The organism is Clostridium neuense (assembly GCF_045310695.1).
In the GTDB taxonomy this organism is placed as follows: Bacteria; Bacillota; Clostridia; order Clostridiales; family Clostridiaceae; genus Clostridium_S; species Clostridium_S neuense.
The window spans coordinates 1-14,692 of sequence record NZ_JBJIAA010000017.1; the positions used below are offsets into that span (position 1 = coordinate 1).

General features: G+C 29.5%; 16 protein-coding genes. 10 read left to right on the top strand and 6 right to left on the bottom strand.

All coding sequences use genetic code 11. From position 1 onward, the window contains the following. Nucleotides 1-295: 295 nt before the first annotated feature. Entirely contained in the window at nt 296-853 is a 558-nt protein-coding gene (locus ACJDT4_RS18335; RefSeq protein ID WP_406789039.1) for a flavin reductase family protein, read from the bottom strand. Between the two features lie 511 nt (nt 854-1,364). Between ACJDT4_RS18335 and ACJDT4_RS18340 the strand changes: the two genes are divergently transcribed. Further along, on the top strand, nt 1,365-1,706 hold the full coding sequence (locus tag ACJDT4_RS18340; protein WP_406789040.1) for a winged helix-turn-helix transcriptional regulator: 342 nt from the start codon (nt 1,365-1,367) through the stop codon (nt 1,704-1,706). Here ACJDT4_RS18340 and ACJDT4_RS18345 read toward each other — a convergent pair. The 3 genes from ACJDT4_RS18345 to asd all read right to left on the bottom strand — a co-directional run bounded on the left by ACJDT4_RS18345 (nt 1,691) and on the right by asd (nt 4,029). Further along, nucleotides 1,691-1,933, bottom strand: coding sequence for a hypothetical protein (locus ACJDT4_RS18345; RefSeq protein WP_406789041.1), 243 nt, complete (start codon nt 1,931-1,933; stop codon nt 1,691-1,693). The genes ACJDT4_RS18340 and ACJDT4_RS18345 overlap by 16 nt on opposite strands. Before the next feature lie 61 nt (nt 1,934-1,994). Beyond that, nucleotides 1,995-2,534, bottom strand: a complete 540-nt coding sequence (locus tag ACJDT4_RS18350; RefSeq protein WP_406789152.1) for a nitroreductase family protein — start codon at nt 2,532-2,534, stop codon at nt 1,995-1,997. A 412-nt stretch (nt 2,535-2,946) separates the two neighbouring features. Beyond that, entirely contained in the window at nt 2,947-4,029 is a 1,083-nt protein-coding gene (asd, locus tag ACJDT4_RS18355; protein ID WP_406789042.1) for an aspartate-semialdehyde dehydrogenase, read from the bottom strand. A 285-nt stretch (nt 4,030-4,314) separates the two neighbouring features. Between asd and ACJDT4_RS18360 the strand changes: the two genes are divergently transcribed. The 6 genes from ACJDT4_RS18360 (at nt 4,315) to ACJDT4_RS18385 (ending at nt 7,351) form a co-directional block, all read left to right on the top strand. Continuing rightward, the gene (locus ACJDT4_RS18360) at nt 4,315-4,887 is read left to right on the top strand and encodes a zinc dependent phospholipase C family protein (RefSeq protein WP_406789043.1); all 573 of its coding nucleotides are present in this window, start codon (nt 4,315-4,317) and stop codon (nt 4,885-4,887) included. Nucleotides 4,888-4,959: 72 nt separating this feature from the next. Further along, nucleotides 4,960-5,325: a hypothetical protein gene (locus ACJDT4_RS18365; protein ID WP_406789044.1), complete on the top strand. Its 366-nt coding sequence runs from the start codon at nt 4,960-4,962 to the stop codon at nt 5,323-5,325. Further along, nucleotides 5,318-5,929: a DedA family protein gene (locus tag ACJDT4_RS18370; protein WP_406789045.1), complete on the top strand. Its 612-nt coding sequence runs from the start codon at nt 5,318-5,320 to the stop codon at nt 5,927-5,929. Before ACJDT4_RS18365 ends, ACJDT4_RS18370 begins: the two co-directional genes overlap by 8 nt. An 89-nt stretch (nt 5,930-6,018) precedes the next feature. Beyond that, nucleotides 6,019-6,498, top strand: a complete 480-nt coding sequence (locus tag ACJDT4_RS18375) for an S-ribosylhomocysteine lyase (protein WP_406789046.1) — start codon at nt 6,019-6,021, stop codon at nt 6,496-6,498. 343 nt (nt 6,499-6,841) lie between these two features. Continuing rightward, nucleotides 6,842-7,021: a hypothetical protein gene (locus tag ACJDT4_RS18380; protein WP_406789047.1), complete on the top strand. Its 180-nt coding sequence runs from the start codon at nt 6,842-6,844 to the stop codon at nt 7,019-7,021. Nucleotides 7,022-7,030: 9 nt separating this feature from the next. Next, nucleotides 7,031-7,351, top strand: coding sequence for a DUF402 domain-containing protein (locus ACJDT4_RS18385; protein ID WP_406789048.1), 321 nt, complete (start codon nt 7,031-7,033; stop codon nt 7,349-7,351). A gap of 431 nt (nt 7,352-7,782) precedes the next feature. Here the strand turns inward: ACJDT4_RS18385 and ACJDT4_RS18390 are convergent, their stop codons facing one another. Continuing rightward, entirely contained in the window at nt 7,783-8,247 is a 465-nt protein-coding gene (locus ACJDT4_RS18390) for a chemotaxis protein CheX (protein ID WP_406789049.1), read from the bottom strand. Next, nucleotides 8,229-9,101, bottom strand: coding sequence for a response regulator (locus tag ACJDT4_RS18395; RefSeq protein WP_406789050.1), 873 nt, complete (start codon nt 9,099-9,101; stop codon nt 8,229-8,231). The genes ACJDT4_RS18390 and ACJDT4_RS18395 overlap by 19 nt, the downstream gene beginning before the upstream one ends. A gap of 466 nt (nt 9,102-9,567) precedes the next feature. Here ACJDT4_RS18395 and ACJDT4_RS18400 point away from each other — a divergent pair, with 466 nt between their 5' ends. The 3 genes from ACJDT4_RS18400 to ACJDT4_RS18410 are packed head-to-tail and all read left to right on the top strand — an operon-like array spanning nt 9,568 to nt 14,634. After that, entirely contained in the window at nt 9,568-11,178 is a 1,611-nt protein-coding gene (locus ACJDT4_RS18400; RefSeq protein WP_406789051.1) for an RNA polymerase sigma factor, read from the top strand. Further along, nucleotides 11,171-12,910 (top strand): ABC transporter ATP-binding protein, encoded by a 1,740-nt coding sequence (locus ACJDT4_RS18405; protein WP_406789052.1) that lies wholly within the window; start codon nt 11,171-11,173, stop codon nt 12,908-12,910. The genes ACJDT4_RS18400 and ACJDT4_RS18405 overlap by 8 nt, the downstream gene beginning before the upstream one ends. Next, nucleotides 12,907-14,634, top strand: coding sequence for an ABC transporter ATP-binding protein (locus tag ACJDT4_RS18410; RefSeq protein ID WP_406789053.1), 1,728 nt, complete (start codon nt 12,907-12,909; stop codon nt 14,632-14,634). The genes ACJDT4_RS18405 and ACJDT4_RS18410 overlap by 4 nt, the downstream gene beginning before the upstream one ends. Nucleotides 14,635-14,692: the final 58 nt, after the last annotated feature.

The following is a 14,692-nucleotide window of genomic DNA, read 5'->3' on the forward strand; positions in this document are numbered from 1 at the left end:
ATTATAATAAAAATAAGTGCAGATTACTTAATCAAATGAGATTAAGTATCTACACTTATAGTACAAGACAATTGAAATATCTTAGCATTTTACAATTTTTGAACCAAGATTTATTAGGATTTTTTTAAATCGCTTCTTCAGCATTGTTACTTCGCTCCACGGTAGTGCAAGGAAAAAATTCCTCCGTACCTATGGAATTTTAGGCATGAATCTTTGTAATCAATTAAATTTTTACATAATATATTGCTTTTAATTTCTATTAATTAATTTTATTTAAACTATTCCTTCAATGATGTTACTTCGCACCTACACTCCAGGCTTTTCCTATTTTTTTTCCAACATTGTAATAATTGAATTCGTATATAGAAAGTAATATAGGATTAATTTTTTTCAAATCTAAAGTGTCATTTGTAAAATATTTTTCTTCAGTATAAACTTCTATTACTTTGCCTATAAAAATCACATTACTTCCGCCTAAATCTAATTCTTGTATAAGTTCACATTCAACATTAACCGGGCATTCCTCAATCATTGGAGCATTTTTAAGTTCACCATAGAAGTTATTAAAAAGTTTTGATTTGTCAACAGTATTTCCCGATACAATACCGCAATAATCTGTTACTTCTAGCATTTCCACGGATGGAATGTTAATACTAAAAGAATTGTTTTGTCTAATACCATCACAAGTATAATGAGATTTATTAAGTGAAATTGACATCATGGCAGGGGTGCGATTTACTATGCTACAGAACGAAACATTTAAATAGTTAGTTTTATCATTTACAGTTGTACCAACGAGTACTGTAGGTAGTGGGTAAAGATAACCTTTGTTTCCAATTTTCATTTTATTCATTAGATACATCTCCTTGTATTACATTTATGTATATGCAATATAGATAAATAAGCTGAAAGCTCAAAGTAGCTGATGTTAAAACTTTGCAAGTAATATTTTGGAAGCTTTAATCAGTTGACAATGTACAGAGGACAATTGACAGTTAAGGATGATTTATCTTTCGCTTCTCTCAGATAAATCTTTAATTATAACTAATGATGCTTAGCTTTGCTAAGCGAGAAAAATAGGCAATTTTTAAGAATTGGCGTAAGCATTAAGTTTAAGACTTTCTGTAGTGAAACGGAAAAAAAGTCAACCTTAACTATCATCTGTCAATTGTCCATTGTCAACTGATATATGTTCATATAACCAACATGTTCCAAAACAGAATTCAGCTAATTTTAATCTTTCAAGTTGTTCATCTGCAGTACTATCATTACTTTAAACTAAGATTATATATTGTACAAGTACCTACATTTTTGTATAATACTATATAAAAGGTAAGTATAGACAAATTGGAGATGTGTAATTTATGTCAATAAAGGATAAAAAAATATATACTTGTCCTATAGATTTTACTATTGATTTAATTAGTGGTAAGTGGAGTATGTGGATTTTATGGACGTTACAAAATGGAGATGGACCTCTTCGTTTTGGACAAATTAGGAGAAGTATACCTAATATCACTGAAAAAATGTTGATGCAGGAACTTAAAAAATTTGAAGGCTATGGCATTATAAATAGGAAGGTATATCCAGAAGTGCCACCCAAAGTAGAATATTCCCTAACTGAAGCAGGCAAAAGCCTAAAACCTATAATGGTATTAATAAAACAGTGGGGAAATGAGCATTTATGCATTCAAGAAAAATTGTAAAATAAAAACTGGATTTTTATTATAAGTATTACGCAAGGTTCATATTTTTCTGTAATCAAAACATCTTTATAATTATTTATGCTGAGCAGTTCTGCATGTGGGACAACAAAAACTAATGCACATTTATAACTTTGCTTATATTCACTAAAATCTATATTAGAAATTTCAAATAGAATGTTAGGATCTTTATTGAAAATATTTACGATGTTATTATATAGATTAGCCATGTGAGATCTCCTTATAAGTTTTATTCAGTATTCTTTTAAAACATAGCTATTCAATTAAATATTACCAGGATTCATAATGAACTATATTATCAAGGCTTTTTCTTGGACGAGTATTAGGAGTTTCATTAGGATAGCCGATTGTTATAACGCCAACTACATATTTATCAGGGGGGATATTTAGGATTGGTCTAATTTCTTCTTGTGTAAATTCTGCAACCCAGCAAACTCCTAAACCTAAATTATTTGCTTGTAGGAGCATGTAGCCTGTTGAAATTGAAGTGTCTCTAATTATGCGCTTCACCTCATCTTGAGGACTGTTATCATCGATTGTGATTGATATGTCTTTTTTTATTCTGCATCGAACATCTGCAACACTTACAATAAAAACAGGAGCTGTTAGCATCCATTTTTGATTGTGACAAGCCTCTGTTATTTTTTGTTTCATTACTTCAGATTTTACCACTATGTAATGCCATGGTTGAGTGTTATTCCCTGATGGTGCTAATCTTCCACTTTCCAATATTTCAACTATTTTTTCATTTTCAACTTTTTTGTTAATATAATTTCTTATGCTTCTACGCATCTGAATTTCTTTAATTATCAATTTATTCACCTCTATGTAGTTTATTATCTTACTTAATTTTCACATATCATAAAAATTGTGAAGTAACGCATAACGAAAGAATTTACTGATTGAAGGCAGCAAATAATGAAAGCTTTGACGATGTATAGCACGTCAAAAGTAAACATACGCGGGGTTTGGGCTTTGCCCATTATCCTTCTATAACCAAAAGCAAACACTGTTTAAGCAACAGGCAAAAACTAAAAGCAAGCAGAAATTAAGAACACGAGGTTTGGGCGAATATATAGATGACTAATACAAGTTAAAGAAGGATAATGGGATTACATCCCAAACCCCGTATATGATCGTTATCCTTCTATAATATAGGTAGGTACTTGCTTAAATTTACCACCTTAGATTTATAGAATTTTTTTAATGCGACGAGGCATTGTTACTTCGCAATTAAATATCCTTGAGCCTTTAAAAGTTCTGCAGTTAATACTCCACCGCCAGCTGCTCCACGCAAAGTATTGTGGGAAAGGCAAACGAATTTATAGTCATATACCTTGTCTTCTCTAAGTCTTCCCATAGTTATACCCATTCCATGTTCATAATCCCGATCTAGCTTAGTTTGAGGTCTGTTGTCTTCGGTAAAATAATGCAAAAACTTCTTAGGGGCACTTGGAAGATTAGCAACTAAGTTTGAAGGTTTATAGTTTTCCCATGAGGATATTATTTCTTCCCTTGAAGGCTTTTTTTCAAAACTTACAAAAACAGCTGCTAAATGTCCATCTGATACTGGAACTCTTATACATTGAGTTGTTATAATTGGACTTTCAGCATTTACAATTTGATTGTTTTTTATTTTACCCCATATTTTTAATGGCTCATTTTCACTTTTTTCTTCTTCTCCACCAATAAAAGGTATTACATTATCTATTATCTCAGGAAAGTCGTTAAAGGTTTTGCCAGCACCTGATATGGCTTGGTAAGTGCATGCAAGTATTGTTTTAGGTTTAAATTCAAGTAGTGCGCTAATTGGAGGAACGTAACTTTGAATTGAGCAGTTTGGTTTAACTGCAATAAAGCCTCTTTTTGTTCCAAGACGCTTTTTTTGAGCTTCAATTATTGCTGTATGCTCTCCATTTATTTCTGGTATAATCATAGGAACATCAGCAGCATATCTGTTAGCAGAGTTATTTGAAATTACTGGTGTCTCATGCTTTGCATATGCCTCTTCTAATTTTCTTGTTTCCTCTTTATTTAATGAAATTGCACAAAATACAAAATCAACCTCATTACAGATTTCATCAATGCTTAAAGCATCTTTAACTATCAACTTCTTTACATTTTCAGGGATTGGCTCGTTCATTTTCCATCTATTTTTAACTGCTTCTTCATAGGTTAGACCAGAAGACTTTTTACTTGCAGCAATTACAGTAACTTCAAACCAAGGGTGATTTTTTAAAAGGCATGCAAATCTCTGTCCTACCATGCCTGTACCGCCTATTAATCCAACTTTTAACTTATTCATGTTAGCACCTTCTTATTAATATTTCTTACATTTATAGTAGCATATAAGGTTGGATTAGTAAAATTGATAATTTCAATATAAATAATCAAAAATTTTGATAGAAGGCTATAATGTACATAAAAATGATTTTCAATAGCTAATACTAAATTGGGTTAAAATAAGTACTATATTTTTTACGTAAATAGTAATTTACATTAATATACAAACAATTAACAGAATCTTAGTTTCAAATAACTATATACAATAATATTATTATAGTAATAGCAAAGAGAAGAGGGTGATGGAATGATTACAAATACCCATATATTATTTTCAAAAATTTTATATGAAAGTTGTTTGAAGGATTTGAATTTTAAGCTTAGGAAGTATAAATTCATGTATGGTAATATTAAACCAGATATATTTTGTAATCATTTTAAAGACAACCATACAATAAAAGATAGCATAAATATTGTAGAAGATTATTCTAAAGAATTAATAAGATGTAAAAGTGATATAGATAAATTTTCAATTAAATTAGGAGTAATATGTCATTATGTATGTGATTATTTTTGCATATATCACACAGAGGGTTATGTTAATAATAGCATATTTGAGCATATTAGCTACGAAAAAAAGCTTCATGCTAAAGTAATAGAAATGGTTGAAAAGAAGAAAATAAAAACTGGAAACAGCTTGGCAGAAAAAGATATAGTTAAATTTGTTTATAAAATGCAAGAAAAATACTTAAATGAAAAACAATCTTTAATTACGGATATAAATTATGCACTAGAAACTGCCAATGCAGTAGCAGAGGGAATTATATACTATAGTATTTTAGAGAATGGGAAGATAAATAATTTTGAGCACATATCTTAACAGCATATATTATTATTTTAATTATGGCCGATTTGGATTATAATAATTATAAAAAATACAAATAGGTGTGTTATGAAGAAAAAAGGAAAATTAAGTATATTATCAATATTAATTATTATTATTGTGATTTTAATAGCAAAGCATTCTTTATTATTGCATAAGGAAATAAAAACTATTAAGCCGCCTACAATAGAAAACAGGCAGTTAGGAAATATGAGTGTTTATAAATGGGTGACTGTAAGAGATTTAGCAGCAAGACATAATATAAGGGAAGAGGATATTTTTAAAGCTTTAGAAATTAAACCAGAAAAAGGTGATGAGCATATACCTATTAGGGCGTTATTAAAAAAATATAATAAGAATCCACAATACATTAAAAGCAATCTAAGGAAAATAATAAAAACTCATAGAAATATAGAGGGTATAAGATATGAGTAGCTTTATGGAATTGTTGATGCAATATTTCCGTCAGTATAACATATTGTTTTTGAGTGTTCTAATGATACTTCAAGGAATTGGAGTACCCATTGGAATGTCAATGCTGGTAATAGCCTGTGGTGCTTTTGCATATGCTGGTGAGTTTAATATAATCAGTATTTTGCTAGAGGTCTGGATTTTTGCATGGCTTGGTGATTGTGCAGGATACTTTTTGTGGAGAATTATTGGATATAGGGTTCTTAATAAATTTCCTAAGATAAATAATTATTTTGAGCCTAAAATATTAAAAGCACATAATTATTTAGACAAGCATGGGAAATTAGCTGTATTTTTAACGAGATTTTTAATTTCACCCATGGGACCATTTGTTAATGCTTCAGCTGGTATTGTAAATTATAGTTTGGTTGAGTTTAGTTTATTTGCCTTACTTGGAGAACTTTTTTGGACAATTATATATATTGCGCTTGGATACTGGTTTGGAGATTCGTGGGAAAACATAATACCATTGGTATCACAATTTGGACAAATAATTACATATGTAGTTATTTTAATGATAATAGTGTATATGTTTATTAAAATTATTAGGGGGAAAAATAAGAAATAAATTCAGAATTATAAATTTATTTTTAAATACAATACTTGAAAGTTAACTTTATAAATGCTACTATACAAGTATGTAAAGGAGGAATTAATATGGAGAAAATTGCAAGCTTCACAGTTAATCATTTAAAGTTAAAGCCAGGTGTTTATGTTTCGAGAAAAGATAAGTTTGGTGATGTAGTTATAACTACCTTTGATATAAGGATGACAAGTCCTAATGATGAGCCAGTTATGAATACAGCTGAGGTTCATACTATTGAGCATTTAGGGGCAACTTTTTTAAGAAATCACAAAGAATATTCAACAAAGACTGTATACTTTGGACCAATGGGATGTAGAACAGGGTTTTATTTAATTTTGCACGGAGATTATAAGTCCAGCGATATCGTGGATTTATTAAAAGAAATGTATAAGTTTATGGCAGATTTTGAAGGGGATGTACCTGGCGCTGCTGCAAAAGACTGCGGGAATTATTTGGATATGAATTTGCCAATGGCAAAATATTTATCAAAAAAATATCTATCCGAAGTTTTAGAAAACATAGGTGAAGATAGACTTAATTATCCACAATAAAGGATTAGTGTAGACAGACAAGCTGAAATATAAAAATTGCATATGTCAAATGTATACTGAAAAATTGGAAGTTGAAGCAATGCACAATTTACAATGAATGACGATTTTTCTCCGCTGCCTCTGCGAAAATCTAAAACTTAATGCCTGCGCATAGTGTAAAGTATAGTGCTCAGCGTAGCTGATTCTATTAAGTTCTAAGATTTACCTGAGAGTAGCGAAAGGCAAATCATCCTTAATTGTGCATTGAGTCAATTTTTAGTTTAACAGAATCAATTTGATATTAGCAATTTTTATATTTCAGTTTTTTTATAGAAAAGGTGCAGGAGCGAGGTGAATATAAATAATGAAAAGAACCTTTGCAAACAGGCCCAATTGGACAAGACTTATAAATAAAAGATTTAAACTTAAGTATATAGAACAAAAAGAATTTAAGGGATATGTGTCAATAATTTATGCTGATAATGTGAGAGAACCGCTAGGTGTAAAAGCGGGAAATAAGAAGTTATGTGTGCTGGACAATTGATTTATATGGATGCAGCATTTCCCAAGTGACTGCAAATATGCCTTAACTACTATGTTTAATGGTAAGCAGGAGGTTGTACAATGGTATTTTGATATATGTGATGGTAATAAACTTAGCTCTTCAGGAATTCCATATTATGATGATTTATATTTAGATGTTGTTTTTCTTCCAACTGATGAATTGATATTATTAGATGGAGATGAACTTCAGCAAGCCTTGAAAGATAAGGATATTACAAAAGACCAATATGAATTAGCTTATGGGGAAGCACAAATGATTATGAAGAATATGCAAGAAAATAAGGACTTGTTGCTATTTGACAGTAAATAGAATTTGAAACAACTAATGTAAATAAACGAATTATACAATAAAAATAATGATAAATTGTTTAAATAATGATCTATAAAGATTCACTCAAAAATTCCGTAGGAACGGAGGAATTTTTTCATTGTACTACCGTGTGAGTGAAGTAACAATGCTGAAGGAACGATTTAAAAAAATCATAATAAATCTTGGCTCAAAAATTGTAAAATACTTAGATATTTCAATTTGTTTGAGCGATAGCGAGTATAAACATATGCGAGGTTTGGGCTTTGCCCATTATCCTTCTTGAACTCAAAGTAAGCACTATTTTAAAATAGCCACCAAGATTTATAGGATTTATTATTGAAAGTGCTTTTATCTTATTCTAGAAGGATAATGGGCTGACGCCCAAACCTCGGGCATGTTTATGCGACGAAGCATTGTTACTTCACGTTATATTATGCAATATTATCAATTGCCACATTTATTTCAAAAGGAAGATTGCAAACTCTCATTTCTATGCATATTACTTTATCTGCATTTGTTGTAGCGGTAGAATCACCGTATATCATAGTTGGAGTTGAGATATCTATCATTATGCTATTTTTTGAGAAAGTTGTAGAAGCATTTGCAGTAAGCATATTAGATAATTCTGAAATTGCGCTTTGTGCCATTGCATCAAACTCTTTTATTTCCATGCCCATCATCATTGCAGAAGCTATTTTTTTTGCGCATTCTATGCTTGTACCATAAATTATATTGCCTTTAAAATCCCCAACTATTCCAACATTTATTAGCACACCTGGGCTTTTTACGTATTTCTCTTTTATTGATAAATTTCCTTTTTTTAAATCATTTATACCAAGTTGCGGCATTACATTTATAAAAGCAGAAATAAAAGGATTTACATATTTGACATCCATTCTACAGACCTCCTTTGAAAACCTACACTCATGTATATATTACCAAATGCGGTTGAAGCATTTGAACAAGAGACGTTTTCTAATTGTGATTTTGATATAGTAAGTGAATTGCCATGAAATATAGTTGGAGGTGAGACTCTAAATCCAAATATTTTATTTTTTCTATTTAATACAGAACAAGCATTTCCTGAAATTACATTAGATAGTTCACTAAGTACATTAAATACTTCTTGAGGATTTTTTACTTCTCTTTTTAATAAAAATGCTGCAAGTTTATTAGCTGTTTCAGGTGAAATGTCAAATAATACTCTTCCTGAATACTTACCTATTATTCCAATAGTAATAGAAATTCCGCTAGAGACTTTTTCGTTCTCTGGAAGTGTATTTGAAAATTTAGGAATTGATTTCGTTAGTTTATTAAATGTATCTACAAAACATTCTTTGAAAACCGAATAATATATTGGGTCTAATGTTTCATATAATTCGTTATCTGCTGTAATTCTATTTATACTTAAAGAAAGTTCCTCTTTGTCAATTGGTTTTTGGACATATCCAGATATATTGCTTTTTTTAGCTTTTCTTATTATTTCATCGTCCATCATTGAACTTATCATTATTACTTTTATCTTTGGATTTATCTTATGAATAGCTTTTGTACATTCAAATCCATCTGCCCCAGGCATTGTTACATCCATGGTTACAATGTCTGGAGAGGTATTTTTAACAACATTTACAGCCTCTTCTAGTGAACTTGCATCACCAACAACATTACAACCAATTTCGGTGAGAATATCCTTGATTAAGACAATGGAAAAAGGAGAGTCATCTACAATAGCAATTTTTACTTGTTTCATAATTCCACCAACTTTCTTTGATATGATTATTTAAATTATACATTGAATAGAATTGTTGTGCAATTCTTATTATTATAAATTGTTGAAAAATATTTACATAAATTAGTTTATGTACTTTTTTGTTGGAAACAAAAGATTTGTGTATATTGTAGATTTAAATAGGAATATCAAATAAAAAAAGTACGAGTATAATTGAAGTTCATATCCACTCATTTGATGGAGGAAAGCCAATATTTAGATTTTGCAAAAAATTGATAGAAGGGGAAGAATAGAAATGAAACTATAAAGCAAAAGTATAGAAGTGGCAGTACAATAGATAAATTAGCAGAAGAGTTTTTTTATCTGCTGCAAGTATAAAAAAATTATATATGCGAGCAAATAATTTTAGGATAGGTTGAAATTTTTTTTTAAAACACCTATCCTTTTTTTGTTTTTTGGTATTTTATATATATGAGGTGAATTTTACATGGAAAATCAAATTGCAATTGAAAAGCAACTTATAGATAAGCTTATAAATGAAAATTTGGAAAAAATCTTTGGCTTCGCAGTAAAGCGCACAGAAGACAGCAGCGAGGCAGAAGATTTAATGCAGGATATACTTTTAGAGGTTTATAAATCTTATATGAAAATTAAATATTATGAAGGTAAAGATGCTCTTTTAGGATGGCTTTGGACTGTAGCTAGGTATACATATTATAAGTGGCTTGGAAGAAAAAATAAAAATTCTGTTACATATATCGAAGGAATAGGAACAGAAAAGTTGAAATTGCAAGCTAATATAGATGAAAAAATTATAAAAGATGAAGAATACAACTTCTTGCGAAGAGAGATAAGTTTGCTTTCTAAAAGTTATAGGGAAGTAGTTGTAAGCTATTACGTTCATGATAAAAAATTCAGTGAGATAGCAGAAGAAATGGACATAGCTGTAACGACAGTAAAATGGCGGCTTCATGAAGCTAAAAGAATGTTAAAGGAGAGAATGGAAAAAGTGAAAAATTATACAGAAAGAACCTATTCACCTGGAAAGTTAAGTGTAATAACAGAAGGAACTTTTATATCACCATATTCAGGGTTTTATTTAAAGAATCAAGTAAAAAGCTTACTTAGGCAAAATATACTTCTTTATGCAGCAAATAAGACTGTGAGTATTGAAGATATAAGCCTAGAACTTGGAGTCCCAAGAGTATACTTAGAAGAAGATATTGAAGCACTTGTAAGTGAAGATGTTTTGAAAAAAGTAAGTAATGATAAATATAGAACCAATTTTCTTATATTGTCAAAGGAAAGTCAGAAAGCAATAATACCACTTTTAAAGGAGCTAGCTGAAGCTGTAGCTAAAAATATAATAGAAATATTAAAAAAATATGATTTAAAGTATGCACAGCCTAAAAGGAATTTTAAAGAGTTTATGTGGATTATATTTCCGGAAATATTATCTGACTTTTTTGAAGGACAAGCTATTTGTAATGAAATGTCTATGAGACCTCATGGAAATAAGTGGTGCATGCTTGGCTTTGAAGAAGGAGAAATACTCAAAGGAGTACAAAGGGAATATACAACAAGCAAGTATCCTGTAATTGGATTATTGGAAGTTGTAAACTGTGAACAAAACTCAAATGAAAAAATAATCTCGGAAAAGGAAGGCAAATTTTATATTAAGGTTGTAGGTAATAATGTGAATGTAAATATACTAAGTAAGGATGAAGAAGAAATTGCATATAGACTTTTAAATAAAAAAATAATTAAAAAGCAAGGAGAAATTTTAAGTTCCAATGTAACTGTTTTTAGTAAAGAAGAGTACATAAAGTTAAACAAAGAAATTGAAGCAATAAAAAATATGATGGATGTAAATTTGTTTAAAAGATTATGGAAAAATATGTTAAATGAATTGTATAAGGCCTCAAAAATTATAGGTAAAAAGGAAGTACAAGAAGGTGCTTGTACACTTTTTAATATTCTCCACGAATATGCTATTGAATATTTAAAGAACAATAAGCTTATAAGTATTCCTAAAGATGAAAATGAGTTCATGGATAATATTTATTTTGTTATAGAAGGAATTGGTGAGGATGAATAAAAGTGATATAAGAAGACTTGTATTAAGCTTAAAACCGTATTATTTAATTATATTTGTTTGCAGCTTAATATTGCTTTGCGATGCAGCTATAAAAGTTAGAATTCAATATGGAATTCAAAAGGTCATGGATAGTGTTGTTAATAAAAATAGTAGTGTTTTTATTAAATATTTGTGGCTTTCAATAGGATTAACTGCACTTGGTATGGTTACAGCTTATTTTTCAAAATATTTTTCGGAAAAATTTTGTAACTTATTTAACTATAATACTAGAAATAAGTTGATTTCACATGTACAGGAATTGCCAGTTTATGTTTTAAAAAAATATTCCAGTGGAGATTTAATTTCAAGAATAAACAATGATTTGCCCATCTTAGTTCAATTCTTAAATGGAAGTTTGCAGTGCGTAGCTAATTTAGTACTAATAATTTTAGCTTCAGCTTACATGATTTATATTAGTCCTAAGTTATTCTTAGTTACCTTCATATTAATGCCGCTATCAACCTTAATATATGACAAAATTAATAGACCAGTACAAGAATATTCATCAAAATTAATGAAGGACTCTTCTAAAGTAAACGACATACTTCAAGATGTTCTTTCAGGAATGTATGTTTTAAAAGCGTTTAAGCTTGAAAAGATATTTTATAAAAAGTTTGAAGATATTTCAAAAGGTATAAAATTTAAAAATCTTAAAATAGATAAATTGAATGCATATTTAACTCCTATTTTTTTAATAGTTAAGCTAGCACCTCAGTTAATATATATAACCTACGGAGGGTACCTTGCTATTCATAAGGAAATGTCAATTGGAGGTCTTTTTGCATTTTCTACGCTTGTGTTTTATGTGGCAGGACCAGTAGAAATTATTTTGAATTTTATAGGAAGTGCAAGGGGGTCTATTCCAGCAGTAAAAAGGATATTTGAAATTATTGATTTAAAGCTTGAAGAGAATAATAAAAAGGATCTAAAAGTTAATTATGAAAGTGATCCAATTGAATTTGAAAATGCTACATTTTCTTACGATGGAAAGAATAAGGTTTTTCAAAATATTTCATTTAAAGCTTCAAAAGCAAGTTATACAGCATTGGTTGGAAGTAGTGGAATTGGTAAAAGTACAATTTTAAAGCTTATATGTGGTTTTTACAACTTAGATGATGGAAAAATAAAGGTATTTGGAAATGATATTGCAGATGTAAATATTAAAAGTGTAAGAAAACTTGTTACTTATATGTCACAGGAAAGTTACCTTTATCCTATCACAATTTCGGAGAATATAGCTATGGGAAAAGAAAATGTTTCTATGGAGGAGATAATAAAGGCTGCTAAACTTGCAAATGCTCATGAATTTATAGAAAAATTACCGAGCGGCTATGATACTTTAATTGGAGAAGGTGGAGGTGGACTTTCAGGAGGTCAGTGCCAGAGAATTGCTTTGGCACGTATGATACTTAAAGATGCGGAAATAGTTCTTTTGGATGAGCCAACGGCAGCACTAGATGCTAAGGCGGAGGCAATATTAAGTGAAACTTTAGAAAAAATAACAAAGAATAAAACTGTAATAGTTGTGGCCCATAAATTAGCTACTATAAAAAATGCTTCAAACATAATTGTATTTGATAAAAATGGAATTATAGAAATGGGAACTCATAAAAAATTAATGGAGAAGAAAGGTGCATATAGAAGGTTATATGAAAATAGTTTTGGGGCAAATAAGGGAGGCTTAGCAATATGAAAAATGGGGGATTAAGCCAAATTTTATCTCTTATGAGAAAAAGAAAAAAGCTATATATTTTTTCAATGATAGTCGAAAATGCAGTAACCTCTATTTGTTTTAATTTAATAATTGCTTTTATTACTCAAGATGTATTTAATGGCATTATATATGGCAAAATGGGGTTAATAAGAGAGGCTTTATTAATTGCAGCCTTAGCCTTTATTATAGGAATAATAATAGATCCTATTGCTTCTTATATTAGACATTTGTGTATTAGAAAAACTATGCAGGAAGTAAGAAGTTCGACCTTTAGTAAATTAGAAAAAATCAAAATTAGTGAATTTGACAAGGAACACAGCGGAAAATTTATTTCAATTTTAACTAATGATATTAACAATATAGAAGGTGCATATGTGACGCAGATAAGGCTGCTTTTTTTTGCAGTAATACACAGTTTTACTGCACTTGCAATTGTATTTTATATGCAGTGGCAATTAGGACTAATTATAATTTTATTTGGAATTATTACAATAGCAGTAAACAAAGTATTATCATTAAAAATTAGTTTTCTAAATGACAATATGCAAAAATTAATAGGAAACATTACGGAGAGAATAATAGACCTAATAAATGGCAGTGCAATTACAAAAATGTTTTTGCAGGAAAATAAGGTATACGGCTATTACAAAAAAGAAAGTGATAAAGCGTACAAGGTTTCAATGGAACTTACAAAATTTGATGCAATATTTGAAGGAGCAAATGTATTTTTATCTAGTTTTCAGTATATAGGAGTTTTGGCTATAGCTCTTTATATGGTTTTTAAAGGCTATCTTATTATTGGTACAGTTGCAGCAGTAGTAAATCTTATGGGAAATGCAAATTATGTATTTCAAAGCATTGGAAGTTTTATGAAAGATATTAAAAAGTCATCGGCTTCATTAAAAAGACTTAATGCCTTTATGGAAATTGAAGAGGAAAATTTAGAAGGCAAACAAATATTAAAGGAAAAGGCTGAAGGTTTTGATATAAAGTTAAAAAATTTAAATTTTGGATATAATGATAATTTAATATTAAAGGGAGTTAATTTAACAGCAGAAAAAGAAAAAATGACTGCTGTTGTTGGGGGGAGTGGCTGTGGTAAAAGTACGATAATTAAGATTTTGTTGGGATTCTACAGCATTGGTAAAGATAACATTTATATAGGGGATAGTGATTTATCCAAGCTTAATCTTAATTCTATTAGAGAAAAAATAGCTTATGTTCATCAAAAACCTTATTTATTTAATGCAACTATTGAAGAAAATATAGCTTATGGAAATGAAAAAGCTTCGAAGGAAGATATAATAAATGCTGCAAGAAAAGCAAATGCACATGATTTTATAATAAAACTTCCTAATGGATATGAAACTGTAGTGGAAAAAGATGGCGAAGGCTTATCAGGTGGACAAAAACAGCGTATAGCGTTAGCAAGAGCATTACTTAAAAATGCACCTATAATGCTTTTGGATGAACCAACTTCAGCTTTGGACACGGAATCAGAAAAATTAATTGTAACTTCTCTTGATAAAGCCTGCAAAGATAAAACCTTAATTGTAATAGCTCATAGATTATTTACCATTGAAAATGCGGATAAGATATATGTTATGGATGGTGGAAAGGTAATTGAAGAGGGAAAGCATGAAGAACTTATAAAAATACCATCTAGATATAAAGAATTATATGACCTTCAATATGGAAAATGAATAATTTAGTGTAAATATCAAATGCTAACAATAGGAAAAATTATTTGTAGAGGAGAAT

What these genes read in the sequence shown, in the direction of transcription:
- ACJDT4_RS18335 (WP_406789039.1), bottom strand. Translation starts at nt 853, where the DNA reads ATGAATAAAATGAAAATTGGAAACAAAGGTTATCTTTACCCACTACCT.
- ACJDT4_RS18340 (WP_406789040.1), top strand. Translation starts at nt 1,365, where the DNA reads ATGTCAATAAAGGATAAAAAAATATATACTTGTCCTATAGATTTTACT.
- ACJDT4_RS18345 (WP_406789041.1), bottom strand. Translation starts at nt 1,933, where the DNA reads ATGGCTAATCTATATAATAACATCGTAAATATTTTCAATAAAGATCCT.
- asd (WP_406789042.1), bottom strand. Translation starts at nt 4,029, where the DNA reads ATGAATAAGTTAAAAGTTGGATTAATAGGCGGTACAGGCATGGTAGGA.
- ACJDT4_RS18360 (WP_406789043.1), top strand. Translation starts at nt 4,315, where the DNA reads ATGATTACAAATACCCATATATTATTTTCAAAAATTTTATATGAAAGT.
- ACJDT4_RS18365 (WP_406789044.1), top strand. Translation starts at nt 4,960, where the DNA reads ATGAAGAAAAAAGGAAAATTAAGTATATTATCAATATTAATTATTATT.
- ACJDT4_RS18370 (WP_406789045.1), top strand. Translation starts at nt 5,318, where the DNA reads ATGAGTAGCTTTATGGAATTGTTGATGCAATATTTCCGTCAGTATAAC.
- ACJDT4_RS18375 (WP_406789046.1), top strand. Translation starts at nt 6,019, where the DNA reads ATGGAGAAAATTGCAAGCTTCACAGTTAATCATTTAAAGTTAAAGCCA.
- ACJDT4_RS18380 (WP_406789047.1), top strand. Translation starts at nt 6,842, where the DNA reads ATGAAAAGAACCTTTGCAAACAGGCCCAATTGGACAAGACTTATAAAT.
- ACJDT4_RS18385 (WP_406789048.1), top strand. Translation starts at nt 7,031, where the DNA reads ATGCAGCATTTCCCAAGTGACTGCAAATATGCCTTAACTACTATGTTT.
- ACJDT4_RS18390 (WP_406789049.1), bottom strand. Translation starts at nt 8,247, where the DNA reads ATGGATGTCAAATATGTAAATCCTTTTATTTCTGCTTTTATAAATGTA.
- ACJDT4_RS18395 (WP_406789050.1), bottom strand. Translation starts at nt 9,101, where the DNA reads ATGAAACAAGTAAAAATTGCTATTGTAGATGACTCTCCTTTTTCCATT.
- ACJDT4_RS18400 (WP_406789051.1), top strand. Translation starts at nt 9,568, where the DNA reads ATGGAAAATCAAATTGCAATTGAAAAGCAACTTATAGATAAGCTTATA.
- ACJDT4_RS18405 (WP_406789052.1), top strand. Translation starts at nt 11,171, where the DNA reads ATGAATAAAAGTGATATAAGAAGACTTGTATTAAGCTTAAAACCGTAT.
- ACJDT4_RS18410 (WP_406789053.1), top strand. Translation starts at nt 12,907, where the DNA reads ATGAAAAATGGGGGATTAAGCCAAATTTTATCTCTTATGAGAAAAAGA.